The 18,679-nt window shown below is 71.8% G+C and carries 22 protein-coding genes; 2 read left to right on the top strand and 20 right to left on the bottom strand.

Going from position 1 to position 18,679, the window contains the following annotated elements; genetic code table 11:
• Window positions 1-71: 71 nt before the first annotated feature.
• The 10 genes from Cus16_RS00390 to Cus16_RS00345 all read right to left on the bottom strand — a co-directional run bounded on the left by Cus16_RS00390 (window position 72) and on the right by Cus16_RS00345 (window position 8,865).
• A complete protein-coding gene (locus Cus16_RS00390; RefSeq protein ID WP_069710688.1) occupies window positions 72-845 on the bottom strand; it encodes an alpha/beta hydrolase in 774 nt (257 codons plus the stop codon).
• Window positions 842-1,147, bottom strand: coding sequence for a hypothetical protein (locus Cus16_RS00385; protein WP_069710687.1), 306 nt, complete (start codon window positions 1,145-1,147; stop codon window positions 842-844). Before Cus16_RS00385 ends, Cus16_RS00390 begins: the two co-directional genes overlap by 4 nt.
• A 13-nt stretch (window positions 1,148-1,160) precedes the next feature.
• Window positions 1,161-2,162 carry a lytic transglycosylase domain-containing protein gene (locus tag Cus16_RS16785; RefSeq protein ID WP_223246467.1) on the bottom strand — a complete coding sequence of 334 codons (1,002 nt, stop codon included), beginning with the start codon at window positions 2,160-2,162 and terminating at the stop codon, window positions 1,161-1,163.
• Between the two features lie 60 nt (window positions 2,163-2,222).
• On the bottom strand, window positions 2,223-2,771 hold the full coding sequence (locus Cus16_RS00375) for a DivIVA domain-containing protein (RefSeq protein ID WP_069710686.1): 549 nt from the start codon (window positions 2,769-2,771) through the stop codon (window positions 2,223-2,225).
• A gap of 87 nt (window positions 2,772-2,858) precedes the next feature.
• Complete coding sequence (locus tag Cus16_RS00370; RefSeq protein WP_069710685.1) at window positions 2,859-3,869, bottom strand: phosphatidate cytidylyltransferase; 1,011 nt, start codon at window positions 3,867-3,869, stop codon at window positions 2,859-2,861.
• Window positions 3,869-4,423, bottom strand: a complete 555-nt coding sequence (frr, locus tag Cus16_RS00365) for a ribosome recycling factor (RefSeq protein WP_069710684.1) — start codon at window positions 4,421-4,423, stop codon at window positions 3,869-3,871. Before frr ends, Cus16_RS00370 begins: the two co-directional genes overlap by 1 nt.
• 45 nt (window positions 4,424-4,468) lie before the next feature.
• Window positions 4,469-5,188, bottom strand: coding sequence for a UMP kinase (gene pyrH / locus Cus16_RS00360; RefSeq protein WP_058742043.1), 720 nt, complete (start codon window positions 5,186-5,188; stop codon window positions 4,469-4,471).
• 155 nt (window positions 5,189-5,343) lie between these two features.
• A complete protein-coding gene (gene tsf, locus Cus16_RS00355; RefSeq protein ID WP_069710683.1) occupies window positions 5,344-6,171 on the bottom strand; it encodes a translation elongation factor Ts in 828 nt (275 codons plus the stop codon).
• Between the two features lie 81 nt (window positions 6,172-6,252).
• Window positions 6,253-7,155 (bottom strand): 30S ribosomal protein S2, encoded by a 903-nt coding sequence (gene rpsB / locus Cus16_RS00350; RefSeq protein WP_069710682.1) that lies wholly within the window; start codon window positions 7,153-7,155, stop codon window positions 6,253-6,255.
• A 270-nt stretch (window positions 7,156-7,425) separates the two neighbouring features.
• Complete coding sequence (locus Cus16_RS00345) at window positions 7,426-8,865, bottom strand: sugar porter family MFS transporter (RefSeq protein WP_069710681.1); 1,440 nt, start codon at window positions 8,863-8,865, stop codon at window positions 7,426-7,428.
• 397 nt (window positions 8,866-9,262) lie between these two features.
• Between Cus16_RS00345 and Cus16_RS00340 the strand changes: the two genes are divergently transcribed.
• Entirely contained in the window at window positions 9,263-9,892 is a 630-nt protein-coding gene (locus Cus16_RS00340) for a murein hydrolase activator EnvC family protein (protein WP_083263672.1), read from the top strand.
• A 28-nt stretch (window positions 9,893-9,920) separates the two neighbouring features.
• On the opposite strand, the gene Cus16_RS00335 is transcribed toward Cus16_RS00340, so the two are convergent.
• The 9 genes from Cus16_RS00335 to rplS form a co-directional block, all read right to left on the bottom strand.
• The gene (locus tag Cus16_RS00335) at window positions 9,921-10,853 is read right to left on the bottom strand and encodes a tyrosine recombinase XerC (RefSeq protein ID WP_083263578.1); all 933 of its coding nucleotides are present in this window, start codon (window positions 10,851-10,853) and stop codon (window positions 9,921-9,923) included.
• A gap of 25 nt (window positions 10,854-10,878) precedes the next feature.
• On the bottom strand, window positions 10,879-12,126 hold the full coding sequence (dprA, locus tag Cus16_RS00330; RefSeq protein WP_223246466.1) for a DNA-processing protein DprA: 1,248 nt from the start codon (window positions 12,124-12,126) through the stop codon (window positions 10,879-10,881).
• Window positions 12,123-13,643, bottom strand: a complete 1,521-nt coding sequence (locus tag Cus16_RS00325) for a YifB family Mg chelatase-like AAA ATPase (RefSeq protein ID WP_083263577.1) — start codon at window positions 13,641-13,643, stop codon at window positions 12,123-12,125. Before Cus16_RS00325 ends, dprA begins: the two co-directional genes overlap by 4 nt.
• Complete coding sequence (locus Cus16_RS00320) at window positions 13,640-13,993, bottom strand: YraN family protein (RefSeq protein ID WP_069711323.1); 354 nt, start codon at window positions 13,991-13,993, stop codon at window positions 13,640-13,642. The genes Cus16_RS00325 and Cus16_RS00320 overlap by 4 nt, the downstream gene beginning before the upstream one ends.
• Before the next feature lie 153 nt (window positions 13,994-14,146).
• Window positions 14,147-14,503, bottom strand: coding sequence for a histone-like nucleoid-structuring protein Lsr2 (locus Cus16_RS00315; RefSeq protein WP_069710680.1), 357 nt, complete (start codon window positions 14,501-14,503; stop codon window positions 14,147-14,149).
• A 108-nt stretch (window positions 14,504-14,611) separates the two neighbouring features.
• Window positions 14,612-14,935 carry a DUF2469 family protein gene (locus tag Cus16_RS00310; RefSeq protein WP_058730091.1) on the bottom strand — a complete coding sequence of 108 codons (324 nt, stop codon included), beginning with the start codon at window positions 14,933-14,935 and terminating at the stop codon, window positions 14,612-14,614.
• 47 nt (window positions 14,936-14,982) lie between these two features.
• Window positions 14,983-15,687 (bottom strand): ribonuclease HII, encoded by a 705-nt coding sequence (locus Cus16_RS00305; RefSeq protein WP_069710679.1) that lies wholly within the window; start codon window positions 15,685-15,687, stop codon window positions 14,983-14,985.
• Window positions 15,684-16,427 (bottom strand): signal peptidase I, encoded by a 744-nt coding sequence (gene lepB / locus Cus16_RS00300; RefSeq protein ID WP_069710678.1) that lies wholly within the window; start codon window positions 16,425-16,427, stop codon window positions 15,684-15,686. The genes Cus16_RS00305 and lepB overlap by 4 nt, the downstream gene beginning before the upstream one ends.
• Before the next feature lie 183 nt (window positions 16,428-16,610).
• On the bottom strand, window positions 16,611-16,964 hold the full coding sequence (gene rplS / locus Cus16_RS00295; protein ID WP_058730094.1) for a 50S ribosomal protein L19: 354 nt from the start codon (window positions 16,962-16,964) through the stop codon (window positions 16,611-16,613).
• Between the two features lie 164 nt (window positions 16,965-17,128).
• Here rplS and map point away from each other — a divergent pair, with 164 nt between their 5' ends.
• A complete protein-coding gene (map, locus tag Cus16_RS00290; protein WP_069710677.1) occupies window positions 17,129-17,920 on the top strand; it encodes a type I methionyl aminopeptidase in 792 nt (263 codons plus the stop codon).
• Window positions 17,921-17,977: 57 nt separating this feature from the next.
• On the opposite strand, the gene trmD is transcribed toward map, so the two are convergent.
• Window positions 17,978-18,679, bottom strand: a complete 702-nt coding sequence (gene trmD / locus Cus16_RS00285) for a tRNA (guanosine(37)-N1)-methyltransferase TrmD (protein WP_069710676.1) — start codon at window positions 18,677-18,679, stop codon at window positions 17,978-17,980.

Raw genomic sequence — 18,679 nt, 5'->3', positions numbered from 1 at the left:
CGGGAGGCGCGACCAGCGCCTCGCGTCCGGCTCACGTCGTCGACGGGTCGACCCGCCGGCCGGACCCGGGATCAGCCGTCGACGTGCGTCGGGAGCGGCGCGCTGCCCGGCACCACGAGGTCCGCGACCGCGTCGAGCACGATGCGGACGTACCGCTCCCCCACCCACAGGTGCTTCGCACCCGCGACCGGCACGACCCGGACGTTCGGAGCGACGGCAAACCGCTCGACGGCCTCGTCCGGCCGCAGGAAGTCGTCGTGCTCCGGCACGAGGGCGACGACGGGGACGTCGACGTCCGCCCACCGTGCCAGTTCCGCCTCCGACGTGCGGTGCAGGGGCGGGGACAGCAGGACGACGCCGGCGACGTCGCCGGACGCGACGTGCTCGAGCGCGTGCTTGAGGACCACCTCGGTCCCGAAGGACCAGCCGAGCAGCCACGGCGTGGGGAGGCCGCGCGCCACGGTCTCGTGCACCGCGGCGCGGAGGTCGAAGCCCTCGGACACACCGTCCCCGAAGACACCCTCCGACGTCCCGCGGGGCGAGGTCACCGACCGGAAGTTGAAGCGCAGCACCGCGATGTCCGCGAGGGCGGGCAGCCGGGCCGCGGCCTTCTTGAGCACGTGCGAGTCCATGAAGCCCTGCGCGGTGGGCAGCGGGTGCAGGGTGACGAGGGTGCCCCGGGCCGGGCGTCCGAGCGGCTCGGCCAGCTCCCCAACGAGCGTCAGGTGGTCGTCGGTGACCAGCTCGACGTCCGTGCGCCGTGCCGGGAGCTCGGTGCCGGACCGGATCTCCGTGCGCGTCTCGTCGGTGCGCGTCTCGTCAGTGCTCGTCTCGTCAGTGCTCATGCGATGCTCCAGCAGTGGTTGTGCCAGTGACGCCGCGATGCCAGGTCGGCCTCGTCGCCCAGGACCCCGTCCGCACGCCAGACGACGACGTGCGCGGTCCCCGGGAGCACCGTGCCGCCGCAACCCGGGCAGACGTACTCCTTCTGCGCGGACGCCGACGAGATCGGCTGCACGGTGTACTCGCGCCCGCGACGGAACTCGGTCCGCCGCCAGGAACTCATCAGCCGGTCGAGACCGGTCTCCTCGTCGACCGACTCCGGCCCGACGCCGCGGGGCCGCCGCGGTCGGTTGCTGCGCGGCACCCCCGGGCGCCGATCAGTACCAGTTGTTGGCGACGCTGTGCGCCCAGGCCCCGCACGGGGTGCCGTAGACGCCGGAGATGTAGTTGAGGCCCCAGGTGATCTGCGTGGCCGGGTTGGTCTGCCAGTCGGCACCGGCGGACGCCATCTTGCTGCCCGGGAGCGACTGCGGGATGCCGTACGCACCACTCGGGTTGTAGGCGTTGACGCGCCAGCCCGACTCCTTGTTCCACAGCGAGACGAGGCAGTTGAACTGGTCGGAACCCCACCCGCGGTCGGCCACCATCTGCTGGGCGATCGCCTGCGCACTGCCCGGGTCGGGCGTCGCCGCCGCTGCCGCGAGGGTGTTCGAGGGCTCGACCGTCTTCGCCGTGCCGTCCTTCGCTGCGTCGGTGTCCGTCGCGTCGGTGGTGTCGTCGGTCGCGGGCGGTGCGGTGACCTTCGGCTTCGGGACGGTGACGCCGTACCCGTCGCGGGTCAGGTCGAACGCGGCGTACGTGCCGTGCGCGGTGTACTGCTGCGGCTCGACCGGCGCCTTGACCAGCACCGGAGCGGTGACCGCCGCCTGCGCGACGTCGGGCTGCATCGGGTTGAAGAGCGATCCGCCCACGAACCCGAAGACGGCCACGAAGGACAGCACGGGGATCGTGCCCCGGCCGCGGATGACCGAGTTGACGGTGCGCGGTGCACGCTCGACCGGCGCGACGGCGCGACCCTGCTTGACGGAGCGGACACCGAGCGGACCGCGGGCGGTGTCGGCGGGAGCCGGACGCGAGAGGACCGCGCCGGTCGGGACCGGACCGGTCGCAGGCGTCCCCGTTGCGGAACGGGTGGTCGCGGGCGCGCTCAGCGGGGCGAACGGCAGCGTCGCCGTCTCGACCTGCGGGGTCGCGTGGAGAACCGCGTGCTCCGACGTGCGGAGTCGGTCACGTGCCGCGCGGCGCTCACCGACGACCGGACGGTCGAGGTGCTCGCGGGTACCGCGGTCGGAGCTGAGATCTGCCGTGTGCCTGCCCATGAGTCCGTCCAGGATAACGGAACGGTCACGGGGAGGGAAGCACCGGTCCCCCGCGCGTCGTCAGCGGACCGCGAGCATGACCTCGACGACCGCATCGAGCAGTGCGTCGACCTGCGCTTCGCGGTAGCCGCCGTGCTTCGGCCGGAAGACGACCGACCGGACCTCGGTCAGGCTCAGCGGCTTGCCGTCGCGGAAGTAGCCGGCCAGCCGCTCGGCGAACGCGTCCACGTCCTTCGGGTGGTACCCGGTGCCGAGGAAGCTCGTCCGGGCGAAGCGCTGCCCGGTGGGGCGCTCGAGGCGCGCGACGACGTCCGAGGCCTTGCCGCGGGCCTCGGCGTACCAGGCCTTCTGCCCGACCTCCGCGACCTCGCGCTCACGCTCCCGGGCGGCGAAGGCGTCCTCGAGCCGTTCGAGCGCGGCGTCGACGTGCGCCGTGGAGTACCCGCCCTTGCGCATCGAGAAGGCCGTGGCGCGGATCTTCGCGGCCTCGATGCCGGGCGCCGTGTCCGCCGCGGTGTACGCACGGCGGGCGTCCTCGAGGAACCGGTCGACCTCGTCGACGTCGTACCCGAGTGCTCGGCGGTCTGCGGTGGGGAAGGTGGTGGCCACGGCGACATTCTGCCAGCACCGGAGCCTGGCGCCACCTGGACGCGCGAACTCGCCGCACAGGCCGCGGAGGGGCGCTCGAGGGATCCGTCAGTGGACGATGACGAGGTACATCACGTAGCCGACGGCCGCCGACGGCAGGATGCTGTCGATCCGGTCGAGCAACCCGCCGTGACCGGGCAGGAACGACGAGATGTCCTTGATCCCGAGGTCGCGCTTGATCATCGACTCGGTCAGGTCGCCGAGCGTCGCGGAGCCCGAGATCAGCACGCCGAGGACGATGCCGGTCCACCAGGGCAGGCCGAGCATGAGCCAGGTGACGAGGATGCCGACGAGGATGCTCGCGGCGACCGAGCCGGCGAAGCCCTCCCACGTCTTCTTCGGGCTGATCCGCGGTGCCATGGGGTGCTTGCCCAGGTTCAGCCCCGTCGCGTAGGCACCGGTGTCGACCGCCACGACCACGAGGATGAACGCGATCACCCAGAGCGGGCCGCTCGGCTGCGCCGACAGCAGGACCACGCAGGCACCGAGCAGGCTCACGTACGCCTGGGCGAACAGGCCGTTCGTCAGGTCGCGGACGACGTGCCCGGCCGGTGGCTTGTCGCGGGCGACGGCTACCTCGACCAGTCGCCAGAGCGACACGAGGACGATGCCGCCGAGCAGCGTGAACAGCGCCGCGACCTGCCCGCCCAGGAAGGCGGCGGGCACGATCGCGACGCTCACCGCGACGCTCGGGATGCGCGGGACGTCTCGACCCGCGAAGCGCATGGCGCTCGTGAGCTCGTAGACGGCCACGCCGAGCAGGAACGCGGCGACGACCATGAACGACGGCGTCCACAGCAGGAGCGACCCCAGCATGACGACCGCGAACGCCAGGGCGATCCCGATCGCCGCGGGCAGGTTCCGGCCGGTCCGCGCCGTCAGGGCCTCGTTGCGCGCACCGAGGTCGGCCTTCCGCTGCCGGAGCTGCGCCTCGAAGTCGGCGCGTGCCGCACGGGCACGGGCGTCGAAGTCCTGGCGGAGCCCCTTCTTCGCGGTCGACTCGGACGCGGACGGGCGCGGTGGGGTGGGGCGGTCACCGCCCGGCTCGGGGAGACGCATCAGACCTCGAGGAGTTCGGCTTCCTTCTTCTTCAGCGCGTCGTCGATCTGGTCGACGTGCTTCTTCGTCAGGCTCTCGAGGTCCTTGTCGCCACGGCTGATCTCGTCGTCCGAGATCTCGCCCTTCAGCGCGTCGAGGTCGTCCTTGGCCTTGCGGCGGATGTTGCGGATGACGACCTTGTGGTCCTCGCCCTTGCCGCGCACGAGCTTCACGAACTCCTTGCGGCGGTCCTGCGTGAGCTCCGGGATCGTCACGCGGACGATCTCGCCGTCGTTCGACGGGCTGGCGCCGAGGTTCGGGAACGTCGCGATCGCGCGCTCGATCTCCTTGAGGGCCGACTTGTCGTACGGCGTGACGATGAGCGTGCGTGCCTCGGGCGTCTGGAGCGACGCCAGCTGCGCGAGCGGCGTCGGCGTGCCGTAGTAGTCGACCGGGATCTTCTGGAAGAGGGCGGCGTTGATGCGTCCGGTACGGACGGTCGCGAAGTCGTCCTTGGCGACGTCGACGGCCTTCGCCATCTTCTCGGTGGCTTCGGTCAGGACATCACTGATCACGGTGGTTCTCCTTCGGTACTGCGTCGAGTCTAGTCAGCGTGCGGCTCAGTTGCTGACGACCGTGCCGATGCGCTCCCCACGGATCGCGGCGGCCACGTTGCCCTCGCCCTCCATGCCGAAGACGTGCATCGGCATGCCGTTGTCCATGCAGAGCGAGAACGCCGTCGCGTCGACGACCTTGAGGCCCTGCAGCAGCGCGTCCTGGTAGGTCACGTGGTGGAGCTTCTCGGCGGTGGCGTCCTTCTTCGGGTCGGCGGTGTACACCCCGTCGACGCCGTTCTTCGCGACGAGGACCTCGTGCGCGTCGATCTCGAGCGCACGCTGCGCCGCGACGGTGTCGGTCGAGAAGTAGGGCAGGCCCGCGCCGGCACCGAAGATGACGATGCGGCCCTTCTCCAGGTGGCGCTCGGCGCGACGCGGGATGTACGGCTCCGCGACCTGGGTCATGCTGATCGCGGACTGCACGCGCGTGGCGGCACCGGCCTGCTCGAGGAAGTCCTGGAGCGCGAGCGCGTTCATCACGGTGCCGAGCATGCCCATGTAGTCGGCACGACCGCGGTCCATGCCTCGCTGCGACAGCTCGGCGCCGCGGAAGAAGTTGCCCCCGCCGACCACGATCGCGACCTCGACGTCCTGCGCGGCCGCGGCGATCTCCTTGGCGATGGTGCTGATGACGTCCGGGTTCACCCCGAGGGACCCGGCTCCGAACGCCTCCCCCGACAGCTTCAGCAGGACCCGGCGGCGTCCGGTCTTCTCGTTCGTCATGTGGCGCACCCTTCGTCGAATGTCTCGTGGGAATCTACCCGGCCGCAGCCGGTCCGGCGGAGGAGGTCGTGCCTCCCGGCCGGGTCCGCGCGTGTCGCAGCGCGTAGAAAACGGGGCCCGGAACCGATGTGGTTCCGAGCCCCGTCACGGGTTCGTTACGCGCCGACCTTGACGCGGGCGAAGCCCTGGATCGTGATGCCGGCGTTCTCGGCGGCCTTCGCGACGGACAGCTTGTTGTCCTTCGCGTAGTCCTGCTCGAGGAGCGCGACCTGCTTGCGGTAGGCGTTGAGGCGACCCTCGACGATCTTCGGGAGGGCGGCCTCCGGCTTGCCCTCCTCGCGCGTGATTGCCTCGACGGTCGCGCGCTCCTTCTCGATCGCCTCGGCCGGGATCTCGTCGCGCGTGAGGTACGTCGGGTTGGCGAACGCGACGTGCTGCGCGATGGAGCGCGCCTCGGCGGCGTCCGAGCCCGAGTAGGCGATGACGACGGCGATCTGCGGCGGCAGGTCCTGGCTGGTCTTGTGCAGGTAGACCTCGAAGGCGTCGCCCTCGACACGGGTGACCGTGCGGAGCGCGAGCTTCTCGCCGAGCGCGGCGGCGGCCTCGTCGATGACCTCGGCGACCGTCTTGCCGTCGAGCGGCGCGGCGTTGCCGGCCTCGACGTCGGACGCACCGGCGGCGGCGACCGCGGCGACGACCTTGTCGGCGAGGGTGGTGAACTTCTCGTTCTTCGCGACGAAGTCGGTCTCGCTGGCGAGCTCGACGACGGTCGTGGCGCCGCCCTCGGTCGACGCGACGACGACACCCTCGGAGGTCGCACGGTCGTCGCGCTTGGCGACGGCCTTCGCGCCCTTGATGCGGAGGAGCTCGACGGCCTTGTCGTAGTCGCCGTCGGCCTCGACGAGGGCGTTCTTGGCGTCCATCATGCCGGCCCCGAGGTCCTCACGGAGCTTCTTCACGTCAGCAAGGCTGTAGTTGGCCATTGACTGGAGTCCTTTCTGGACTGTGTGTGTTCGAGAGAGAAGGAAGGGGCGCCGAGCCGTCCGGCCCGGCGCCCCCGGTGGTCACTCGGCCGGGGTGGCCTCTGCGGCGGCGGCGGCCTCGGCCGTCGGCTCCGCGTTCTTGTCGGCGTCGGCGATCGGCTCGCCGATCTCCTTGTCGGCGACCTGCGCGTCGGCGTCGTTCTCCTGGACTGTCGCGCCCTCGCCCTGCGTCTGGCCGGCGAGGAGCTCCTGCTCCCACTCGGCCAGCGGCTCGGCCTCTTCCTCGTCGCCACCGTTGTGGCGGGTCTTCAGGCCCTCGGCCGCCGCGTCGGCGACGATGCGGGTGAGGAGACCGACGGAGCGGATGGCGTCGTCGTTGCCCGGGATCGGGTAGGTGATCTCGTCGGGGTCGCAGTTGGTGTCGAGGATGCCGATGACCGGGATCCCGAGCTTCTGCGCCTCGTCGACGGCGAGGTGCTCCTTCTTCGTGTCGACGATCCAGAGCGCGCTCGGGGTCCGCGTGAGGTTGCGGATACCACCGAGGGTCTTGTGGAGCTTGTCCAGCTCGCGCTTCTTGATGAGGAGCTCCTTCTTGGTGAAGCCCTTCGTCGTGTCGTCGAAGTCGATCTCCTCGAGCTCCTTCATGCGCGCGAGGCGCTTGGAGACCGTCTGGAAGTTCGTGAGCAGACCGCCGAGCCAACGCTGGTTGACGTACGGCTGGCCGACGCGGGTCGCCTGCTCGGCGATGGAGCCCTGCGCCTGCTTCTTGGTGCCCACGAAGAGGATCGTGCCACCGTGCGCGACCGTCTCCTTGACGAAGTCGTACGCGCGGTCGATGTAGGCCAGCGACTGCTGCAGGTCGATGATGTGGATGCCCGAGCGCTCGGCCAGGATGAAGCGCTTCACCTTCGGGTTCCACCGACGGGTCTGGTGTCCGAAGTGGACGCCGCTGTCGAGCAGCTGGCGGATGGTGACGACGGCCATGCCGTGCCTCCTCGTTTCTCGGCGCGCGGCTGTCAGGCCGTGCGCACGGTTGCGGTTGTGTCGGTCGCGACCCGGTGGTCGCGACCCCTGGCGTCCTGTCCGCACGGCCGCCCGCTCGTGGGAGCAGGACCGGTGGCCGGTGGGAACGCGAGTGGACGCGCGAAGTCAGCGCGCTGGAGCGCGCTGCGGTGGCAATGCTAACAGACGGGAGGCGCGGTGCAGGTCCGACCCGCACCGCGCCTCCCGTCAGGTGGTGACGCTCGGTCCCCGCTACTTCGCGGAGACCGTCTCGCCCTCCGCCGTGATGCCCATCTCCTCGAGCGAGCGGCCCTTCGTCTCCGGGATCTTCGCGATGACGAAGAAGAGGGAGAGCAGGGCGAACAGGGCGTAGATGCCGTAGGTGACCGTCAGGTTGAAGCCGGACAGCACCGGGAACGAGATCGTGACGACGAAGTTCGCGACCCAGTTGGCGGCCGAGCCGATGCCGAGCGCGGTCGCACGGATGCGGTTCGGGAACATCTCGCCGAGGAGCACCCACATGAGCGGGCCCCACGTGGCGCCGAACGACACGACGAACAGGTTCGCGAAGATCAGCGCGATGACGCCCCACGCGCCGGGGAGCTGCGGCTCACCGTCGACGATCGACGCCTGCGAGAACGCGATCGCGACCATCGTCAGCGACACGAACATGCCCGACGACCCGGCGACGAGCAGCGGCTTCCGGCCGAGCTTGTCCACCGTGAAGATCGCGATGAAGGTCACGGCGACGTTGACCACCGAGGTGATCGTCGAGATGAGGAAGGACTGCTCCTCCTTGAACCCGACCGCCTGCCAGAGCGTGGTCGAGTAGTAGAAGATGACGTTGATCCCGACGAACTGCTGCAGGACGGCGAGGATGATGCCGACCCAGACGATCGGCTGGAGCCCGAAGCGGTTGCCCCGGATCGAGCCCTTCTTCTCGGTGGCCTCCTTCTCGATGCCGTCCTGGATCTCCTCGAGGCTCGTGTTCACCGTGTCACGCGGCACGATCTTGCCCATGACGTCGCGGGCGTCGTCCTTCCGGCCCTTGGCGAGCAGGAAGCGCGGCGACTCCGGCAGGGTGATGGCGAGCACGCCGTAGACGACCGACGGGACGACGCCGACGAGGAACATCCAGCGCCAGGCCGCGAGGCCGAGGACCTGCTCCGAGGCTCCGCCGGCCGTGACCGCGAAGAGCTGGTCGGACAGCAGGGCGGCGAAGATGCCGAGCGTGATCGCGAGCTGCTGGAACGACGCCAGACGGCCGCGGATGGCCTTCGGGGACACCTCGGAGATGTACGCGGGGGCGATGACCGACGCGGTGCCGATGCCGAGACCGCCGACCAGGCGCCAGATCACGAGGTCCCAGGTCGCGAACGCGAACGCCGAGCCGATCGAGCTGACGAAGAACAGCACGGCTGCCCAGAACATCACGCGGGTGCGACCCCAGCGGTCGGCCAGGCGGCCGGCGAAGTAGGCGCCGAAGGCACAGCCGATGAGCGCGGACGCGACCGCGAAGCCGCTGGCGGCGTCGGACAGGCCGAACTCGCCCTTGATCGCGTCGACGGCTCCGTTGATGACGGAGGAGTCGAATCCGAAGAGGAACCCACCGACTGCCGCCGCGATGGCGAACAGGGTGACCTTCCCCTTGAACGCACGGTCCTCGCCGTGCTGGGTGGACGTGTTCGACACGGTGCTCCAGGTTCCTGCCGCCGTGCTGGGTGGCGCACGGTGCCCCGGCGGTCGGCTTGTTCGCCGTCCGAGCGGCGTTGCGTGGTTCCGGAGCGCGCCCGACTGTACTCGCTGGTGGCCGCCGGGGCACATCGGGGTGCGGTGGGCGCGCCGGGGCCGGGATCGGGGAGTGCCTGGGCCCGCACGCGTTCTGCGACGTTCCACGTGTCGATCGACGCGTGCGGTGTCGCGGATGAGGTGTCGTGGCGGAAGTGTCGCAGCGGAGGTGTCGTGCGGGCCGGGCGCGGCTCCGTCGCTGGGGCGCGGCGTTCCTGCACGGGGTGGGTGGGGCGGCCTGCCGTCCACAGCGCACGCCGTGGTCGTGTCCGAGGTGGTCCCGGTCCGCGAGGCTCGGGTCATGCGCACGCGAGGTACACGGACCGGACCACGGACGGTCGTCACGGTGGTCGTCGCGGCGGTCGTTGCGGTGGTCGTCACCGCTGCCGTGGGCGTCGCGGCCGGGTCCACGACCGCCGTGGTCGTCACGCCGGAGTCGATCGTCCTCGGTGCACCGCGGCTGCTGTCCGCCGCGGTGCCCCCGGACGGCGACCGGCCCGGCGAGACTGCCGCGCCGTGGGTGTGGCCGACCGGAGCGCGCGAGGTCGTCCGGGGCTGGGAGCAGCCGTCGGACGAGTACGCCGCCGGCCACCGCGGCATCGACGTCGCCGCGCCGGTCGGCACGACGGCGGTCGCGGTGGCGGACGGCACGGTCACGTTCGCGGGGCCGGTGGCGGGGCGAGGGGTCGTGACGATCGACCACGGCGGCGGCCTGGTGAGCACCCTCGACTCGGTCGACCCGGCGGTCACCGCCGGCGCGACGGTCGCACAGGGCGACACCGTGGGCACGGTCGCCGCCGGGCACTGTCCCGCGACCGCGCCGTGCCTGCACCTCGGTGCGCGCGTGGACGGACGGTACGTCGATCCGCTCCCCTACCTGCCGTCGGCCGACTGGCCCGTGCTGCTGCCGGAGTCGGCGTGGCAGGGATGACCGGGGTGGCCGGGGTGACCGGGGCCGGTCAGGCGCGCGGGTGCGCCGTGCGGTAGACCTCCCGCAGCCGGGCGGAGGACACGTGCGTGTAGACCTGGGTCGTCCCGAGGCTCGCGTGCCCCAGCAGCTCCTGCACGGCACGCAGGTCCGCTCCCCCGTCGAGCAGGTGTGTCGCAGCCGTGTGCCGGAAGGTGTGCGGCCCGCTCGGCCCCGCACCAGGCAGCCCCTCGAGGGCCCGGGCGACGATGCGGTACGCGCTCCGCACCCCGAGGCGCGCCCCCCGGTCGCCGAGGAACAGCGCCGAGGGCTCCGGCGGTGTCGTCCGGCCGCCGAGCACCGGCCGTCCGCGCTCGAGCCAGGCCTCCAGGGCGTCGCGGGCGGGCACCCCGAACGGCACCACGCGCTCCTTGCCGCCCTTCCCGAGGACCCGCACCGTCAGCCGGGAGCGGTCGAGGTCGACGACGTCGATGCCCACGAGCTCGCTCACCCGGATGGCGGCCGCGTAGAGGAGCTCGACGACCGCGAGGTCTCGCAGCGCACCGGCGTCGTCCGTGTCCGCACGGGCCGCGAGCTGGTCGAGCACCGTGCGCACCTGGCCCGAGGAGACCACCCGCGGCAGGTGCGCGGCGCCCTTCGGCGCGCGCAACCGCACCCCGGGGTCGGTGGCGAGCACGCCGGTCTCGCTCGCCCACCGCGTGAAGGCCCGCACGGACGACGACCGACGCGCGATGGTGGACCGGGCGAGTCCGCGCTGGTCCGCCTCCCAGAGCCAGTCGCGCAGCAGTTCGAGCCCGAGGTCCTGCAGGCCGGTGCTCCCCCGCGCCGCAGCGAAGGCGACGAACTGGTCGAGGTCGTTCGCGTACGCACGGACCGTCTGGTCGCTGAGCCCCCTGGCGTGCCGGACGTGCTCGAGGAACGACTCCACCGCCGCCACGATCCGTCCGTCCGTCCGCTCCGCCACGACCCCAGGGTAGGCGCGTGCCGCGTCACGATCGGGTCCACCCGCCGACGCCGTGCACGACGAGCCCCTGCAGCTCGGCCAGCGCGAGGGCGTCCGCGACCTCGGCGAAGGACATCCCCGAGCGGACGGCGAGCTCCTGCTCCCCCAGCGCCCGCCGGCCCAGCGCGTCGAGCACCCGCAGCACCTCCGGGTCCTCCCGCCCCGGCGCGAGCGGTTCGTCGGGGTGGAGCACGTGCCGACCGCCCCGCGGACGGCGTGGACCGACCACCGCGTCGACGGGGTCATGCGGCCGGACGACGAGCTGCGCCCGCCCCTCCACGACCAACCGGTGACACCCCACCGACGCCGGCGAGGAGAACGCCCCGGGCACCGCGAAGACCGGGCGGCCCAGCTGCGCGGCGTGGTGTGCGGTGTTGAGCGCCCCGGACCGCGCTCCCGCCTCCACCACCACGGTCGCGCTCCCCAGCGCGGCGATCAGCCGGTTCCGCGCGAGGAACCGCCACCGGGTCGGTCGCGTCCCGGGCGGCGACTCGGCGAGCAGCGCGCCCTGCCGCGCGACGTTCCGCAGCAGCTCGACGTTGCCGGCCGGGTAGAGCTGGTCGATCCCGCCCGCGAGGACCGCGGTCGTCGGGGTGCCGGCCGCGACGGCGACCCGGTGCGCGGTGGCGTCGATGCCGTAGGCGCCGCCGCTGACGATCGTGCACCCGGCATCGGCCGCCGCCGAGGTGATCTCCGCCGTCGCCTCGGCGCCCGCCACGGTGTTCGCCCGCGACCCCACGACGGCGAGGGCCGGTCCCGGTGCTGCTCGTCCGCACCGGGTCCAGAGGACGACCGGGGCGTGGGGTCCGAGGTCGTCCACCCCTGTTGGCCACGCGGCCGACCCGGGGACGAGCAACCGCGCGCTGCTCTTCCCGGCCGCCGCGACGACCGCGAACACGTCGGAGCGGGCCAGCCGCGGTCCCCACCGCTCGAGCGCCGAGCGCACGGTGCCGAGGAACGCCACCGGGTCCTCTGCGCCGGGGACCCCGGCGTCCGCGCACTCCTCGACCAGGGCGAGCGGACCGTCGTCCTCCGCCGCCCGGACGGACGCCAGGGCACGTTCCGCCCCGAGTCCCTGCACGAGCGCACCGGCGACCGCATCCCCGGGCTCGACCACGGCCGACCACGCCACCCGCGCGGCGGCCTCGACCGGGTCGACCGCATCGGCGGGGCCACCGCCGACCGGCCCGAGCAGGGTGCGGACGGCCGCGAGCAGGTCGACACCGCCGTTCACAGCGCACTCCGGAGCGCGAGGGCGTCACGGACGTGCCGGTCGTCCGGCCGGTCCGCGCCCTGCAGGTCCGCGAGGGTCCAGGCCACGCGCATCGCGCGGTCCCACCCCCGCATCGTCAGCGTCCCCAGGTCGAGCGCGTGGTCGAGGACCGCGGTGGCTCCGGGGACCGCACGACCGGGACCGCGGAGCCACGCCCCGGAGACCTCGGCGTTGCGGGTCCAGCCCGTCCCGGCGAGCCGGTCGCGCATCACGGCCCGGGCGGCCGCGACGGCCTGCCTGGCCTCGGCGGTCGTCGGGGTGGCGCCGTCCGCACCGCGGATCAGCCCGGTGGTGACCCGCGGGACCCGGACGCGCACGTCCATCCGGTCGAGGAGCGGCCCGGACATCCGACCGAGGTACCGCCGCACGGCCGCCGGCGGGCACTCGCACGGCTGCTGCGCCGACCCGGCGTTCCCGCACGGACACGGGTTCGCGGCGAGCACGACCTGGCAGCGCGCGGGGAACTCGGCCGCACCCGCTGCCCGGTGCACGGTGATCCGCCCGGACTCGAGCGGCTGCCGGAGTGCGTCGAGCACCGCGCGCGGGAACTCCGGCGCCTCGTCGAGGAAGAGCACGCCCCGCGTCGCACGGGACACCGCACCCGGTCGTACCGTGCCGGACCCGCCACCGATCAGCGACACCGCGGAGGCGGAGTGGTGCGGGGCCTCCCACGGCGGGCGGGTGGTCCAGGACGCCGCTCCGTGCCCGGCGACCGAACGCACCGCCGCGACCTCGAGCGCGGCCTCGTCGTCGAGGTCCGGCAGCAGTCCGGGCAGCCGCTCCGCGAGCATGGTCTTCCCCGCTCCGGGCGGTCCCACGAACAGTGCGTGGTGCCCACCGGCCGCCGCGGTGACGAGGGCACGCACGCCGACGGGGTTCCCGACGACGTCGGCCAGTTCGGCGACGGGCGACCGCTCGGGCAGGGCCGGCGGGACGAGGACCGGCTCGACCTCGACCGGTGGCAGCAGCGCCCCGGCGTCGATGGCCGCGGCGCGGAGCGAGTCGACGGGATGGACGTCGACCCCGCGGACGAACCGGGCCTCGTCGGCGTTGCCGGTGGGCAGCACCACCCGGTCGACCCCGGCGTCCCGCGCCGTGAGGAGCATCGGGACCACCCCCGGGACGGGACGGAGCCGCCCGTCGAGCCCGAGCTCGCCGATGTACACCACCCGCTCGTCGACGTGTGGCGCGACGTCCGCCCCGGCCAGGACGGCCATGGCGATCGCGAGGTCGAACCCGGAGCCCCGCTTCGGGACGGCCGCCGGGGTCAGGTTGACCGTGATGCGCCGTGCGGGCAGCGGGGCTCCGGCGTTCGCCGCGGCCGCCCGGACCCGCTCGCGGGCCTCGCCCAACGAGGTGTCCGGCAGGCCGATGATGCTGAAGGCCGGCAGCTGGCTCGTGAGGTGCGCCTCGACCTCGATCCGCCGCCCGGTCACCCCGAGCAGCGCGACCGCGGCGGACCGACCGATGCCGCTCACAGGACACCCGCCACGTGCTCGAACCCGCACCGGTCGCCGTCGACGTGCACCGCGACCGCGTCCACGCGGATCGCCCGTGCGTGCACCCCGGGGTGCGCGGCGAACCACATCGGCACCAGCCGACGCAGCCGGGCGACCTTCAGGGGCGTGATCGCCTCCAGCGGGTGACCGGTCGTCGTACCGGCCCGCGTCTTGACCTCGACGAAGACGAGTGTGTCGTCCTGCTGGACCACGACGTCGATCTCACCCCGTGCACACCGCCAATTGCGTTGCACCACCCGGTACCCCTGCGCGGTCAACCATTCCACGGCGCGGTCTTCGCCGTACCTGCCGAGTGTTCGTCGTTCCATGTCGTCGCCTCCGCACACGACGATCACCGAACGAGGCGTTCCACCGCCGGTGGAGAACGCAGACTGTGGAGAAGCACATGTCATGGAATTGCTGTGCAGGAATGACAGGACCCCGGGTGATGCGCGATCACCCGGGGTCCTGGAACGACAGCGTCAGTGTGCGGCTGCGTACGCTTCCTGCACCTGCGTGGAGATACGGCCGCGGCTCGAGACCTCGTAGCCGTTCTCCTTCGCCCAGTCGCGGATCTTGGCGAGTTCCTCGGAGTTGCCGCGCTTCGGGGCGGACTTCGGCGCGGAACCAGCGCTCCCACCGGAACGACGGCCGGAGACCTTGCGTGCTGCGGCGACGTAGTCGGAGATCGCCTCGCGGAACTTGTCCACGTTGTCGTCGGAGAGGTCGATCTCGTAGTTGGAACCGTCGAATGCGAATTCGACGGTCCGGCCTTCACCGGCGGTGATGGGTGAGTCGTCGAGGTCGTCGACGAGCTGGACGGTGACCTTCTGTGCCATGTCGTGCTCCTGGGTCGAGGGGTGGGGATCTCCACCACCGTAGCGCGACAATTGCAGGAATGTCACCGGAATGCCCTCGCGTCGCAATTCCGGACACGAAGTCGAAGATCACTCGTCGAGCGCGAGTTCCTTCGGGAGTTCGAGTTCCCGCGAGGTGAGTTCCTCGACGTTCACGTCCTTGAAGGTGAGCACACGGACGGACTTCACGAACCGGTCGGAACGGTAGACGTCCCAGACCCACACGTCGTTCATCGTCAGTTCGAAGTAGAAGTCGTGCTCGGTGTCACGGCGAACGAGGTCGACCTCGTTCGCCAGGTAGAACCGCCGCTCGGTCTCGACCACGTACCGGAACTGCGACACGACGTCGCGGTACTCGCGGTACAGGGCAAGTTCGACCTCGCGGTCGTAGTCGTCGAATTCGTCGTCATCCATCGCCCGCACAGTCTACGGCGACCGGACCGACGATGGACGACGCGGTCTCAGCCGACGGCGGAGAGCAGGTCGAAGCCGTCGAGGGCCACGGCCGACGCCTGGTGCAGCCAGCTCTTCCGGTGCAGCGCGTGCGCTCCGACGGCCCGGATTCCGTCGTAGTGGGCCGTCGACCCGTACCCCTTGTTCGATGCCCAGGCGTAGTGCGGGGCGTCGTCGTGGGCGGCCACCATCAGGGCGTCCCGCTCGACCTTCGCCACGACCGACGCCGCGGCGACCGACGCGCAGTCGCGGTCCGCCTTGACGCGGACGACGACCTCGAGCGGCCCGTCCGTGGAGGCGAGGACCGGCGGCAGCGCGCGGGAGAGCCAGTCGGAGGACCCGTCGAGCACGACGACGGCACCGTCGAGCGACAGTCCGTCGCGCACCAATGCGCCGAGGGCTGCCGCGCCGGCCTGACCCAACGCCGGGACGATCCCCTGCTGGTCGACGACCTCGGCGGCGGTCATCCCGACGGCCGTGCGCGCCCACCGTCGCACCACGGGCACCAGCTCGGTGCGCCGGGTCGCGGACAGGAGCTTCGAGTCGGCGAGCCCCTCGGGTACGCGGCCGACGTCGATCGTCACGGCGGCGACCCCGACCGCGACCGGACCCGCGATCGCCCCGCGGCCGACCTCGTCCATGCCGATGACCGTCACACGACCGGCGCCGAGCAACCGCTTCTCGACACGGAGCGACGGCCGGACGGCGGTCACTCGTCCTTCTCCTCCACGCCCGCGAAGACCTCGGGGTGGTCGTCGAGCCAGGTCCAGCGGCTCATCGGCCACGAGATGACGAAGGCGCGACCGGTGACGTCGGACAGCGGCACGAAGCCCTTCGACGGGGTGTCGCGGTTGTACCTGGAGTCCCGCGAGTTGTTCCGGTTGTCCCCCATCACCCAGATGGTGCCCTCGGGAACGGTGACCGAGAACGGGTCGGCGGAGGCTGGCGCCCCGTTCGGCAACAGCGTGTACGGCTCCTTGAGCGGCACGCCGTTCACCGACATCTGGCCGAGGTCGTTGCAGCACGTCACCTTGTCGCCCGGCAGGCCGATCACCCGCTTGATGAGGTGGTCGTCGCTGTCGCCGGTCCCGAGCCCGACCTGGGTGAGCAGGAAGTCGATCGCCTTCGCGGGCTGCGTCGTCGGTGCCACGCTCGGCACCTCGGAGCCGGTGAGCCATCCACCCGGGTCCTTGAAGACGACGACGTCGCCGCGCTTGAGTGACACGACGTCCGGCACGAGTTCGTTCACGATCACGCGGTCGTTCACGTGGAGGGTGTCCTCCATCGACTCCGACGGGATGTAGAACGACCGGATCAGGAACGTCTTCACGAGGAACGAGACGAGCAGCGCGGCGAGGAAGATGATGACCAGGTCCCGCAGGAACGTCAGGACGCCGTTGCCCTTCTTCTCGGTCTGCGGGCGGCGCCCCGATCCTTGCGTCGTGTCCGTCATCCCAGCTCTCGTTCACACCCACGCTCGAGGAGCGTGCAGGTTCCCACTCACGCTCGACGAGCGTGCAGACCGTCCGCGCCCCGACGGCGCGCACGACGGGAAAGCCCCCCGTCGATGCACAACCGTACATCGGCGAGGGGCGTCCAGCGGCACCCGGCTCGCGGGCGCTCACTGTGAAGGCGATCAGGCGTCGCGCTTCTCCTTGATCTTGCGGCGGGCTGCCTTGCCGCGCAGCTCGCGCAGGTAGTACAGCTTCGCGCGGCGGACGTCACCGCGGGTGACGACCTCGATGTGGTCGATGATCGGGGAGTGCACCGGGAACCAGCGCTCGACGCCGACCTGGAAGCTCACCTTGCGGACCTTGAAGGTCTCACCGAGGCCGTGACCCTGGCGCGCGATGACGACGCCCTGGAAGACCTGGACACGCGAGCGCGTGCCTTCGATGATGTTGACGTGCACCTTGATGGTGTCGCCGGGACGGAAGTCCGGGACGTCGGTGCGCAGGGACGCTGCGTCGACGTGGTCGAGGAGCTGCATGGTCGTTCACTCTCTGCGGACGCGCACGGGTCGCCGCGGATCGGTGGTGGAAGGAAGTGGTGTACCCGGAATCGGCGACTCCCCCGTGGCAGAGTCCAGCCAGGGCACAGCGATCCATCTTGCCACAGGACGGCGGTCCCCGCCAACCGGTGCAGGATGGGGGCATGATCGAACTCCGCACCCCCGCCGAACTGGAGGGCCTGCGCGCCGCCGGTCGGTTCGTCGCCGACGTGCTCGACGAACTGCTCGAGACCGTCGACGTGGGCGTGAACCTGCTCGACCTCGACCGCGTCGCCGCGCGCCTGATCGCCGACCGGGGTGCGGTGAGCTGCTACGTCGACTACCACCCGTCCTTCGGCAACTCGCCCTTCGGCCGGAACCTCTGCACGTCGGTCAACGACGCCGCACTACACGGACTCCCCCACGACCGCGTGCTCGTGGACGGCGACCTCGTCAGCCTCGACTTCGCCGCGAGCGTGGACGGCTGGGTCGCGGACTCCGCCGTGACCGTGCAGGTCGGCACCGCGCGGGACGAGGACCAGCGGCTGATCGGCACGGTCGAGCGCGCCCTGGCCGCCGGCATCGAGCAGTTCCGCCCGGGCAACAAGCTCGGTGACGTCTCGTACGCCATCGGCCGCGTCGCGAAGGACGCCGGGTTCGCGGTGAACACGCAGTTCGGCGGGCACGGCGTCGGGCGCACGATGCACGGCGAGCCACACGTGCCGAACGACGGCCGCCCCGGCCGTGGCCTGAAGCTCCGTCCCGGCCTCGTCGTCGCGATCGAGCCGTGGCTCATGCAGGGCACCGACGAGCTGGTGCAGGACGAGGACGGCTGGACCCTGAAGAGCGTCGACGGGTCGCGAGCCGCGCACGTCGAGCACACGGTCGCCGTCACCGACACCGGTCCGGAGGTCCTGACCCTGCGTCGCGCCCAGCGCGCCGACACCACCGACTGACGGACGGGAGGCGCGGTACCGGCTGGTACCGCGCCTCCCGTCCGCCTCGTCGTCGAGTCAGCGCGCAGAGTCGTCCGGCAGCAGGTCCGGGCGGACGCGCCGCGTCCGCTCCACCTGCTGCTCGTGCCGCCACGCGGCGACCCGGGCGTGGTGCCCGCTGAGCAGCACGTCCGGCACCTCGAGGTCACGCCAGACCGCCGGCTTCGTGTACGAGGGGTACTCGAGCAGGCCGTCCTCGTGGGACTCCTCGACGAGGGACTCGGGGTTGCCGACGACGCCGGGCACCAGTCGTCCGACGGCCTCGATCATCGCCATCGCGGCGACCTCGCCACCGTTCAGCACGTAGTCGCCGAGCGAGAGCTCGACGACCGAGCACCGGGACGCCGCCCACTCGAACACGCGGGCGTCGATGCCCTCGTACCGCCCGCAGGCGAACACGAGGTGGTCGGTGTCCGCGGCGAGGGTCCGCGCGATCGCCTGCGTGAACGGCCGACCGGCCGGGGTCGGGACGACCAGGGTCGACGAGCCGTCCTCGCGGAGGACCGACGCCAGCGCCTGCGCCCACGGCTCCGGCTTCATCACCATGCCGGCGCCACCGCCGTACGGGGTGTCGTCGACGGTCCGGTGCCGGTCCGTCGTCCACGAGCGCAGGTCGTGCACGTGCACGTCGAGCAGCCCGTCGACGCGGGCCTTCCCGAGCAGGGAGACGTCGAGCACGGAGAAGAACTCCGGGAAGATCGTGACGATGTCGATGCGCAC

The sequence above is a fragment of the Curtobacterium sp. ER1/6 genome, from assembly GCF_001742745.1.
In the GTDB taxonomy this organism is placed as follows: Bacteria; Actinomycetota; Actinomycetes; order Actinomycetales; family Microbacteriaceae; genus Curtobacterium; species Curtobacterium citri.
Note: the sequence above shows the minus strand (reverse complement) of the source record. Positions and strands in the feature narration are given on the sequence as shown.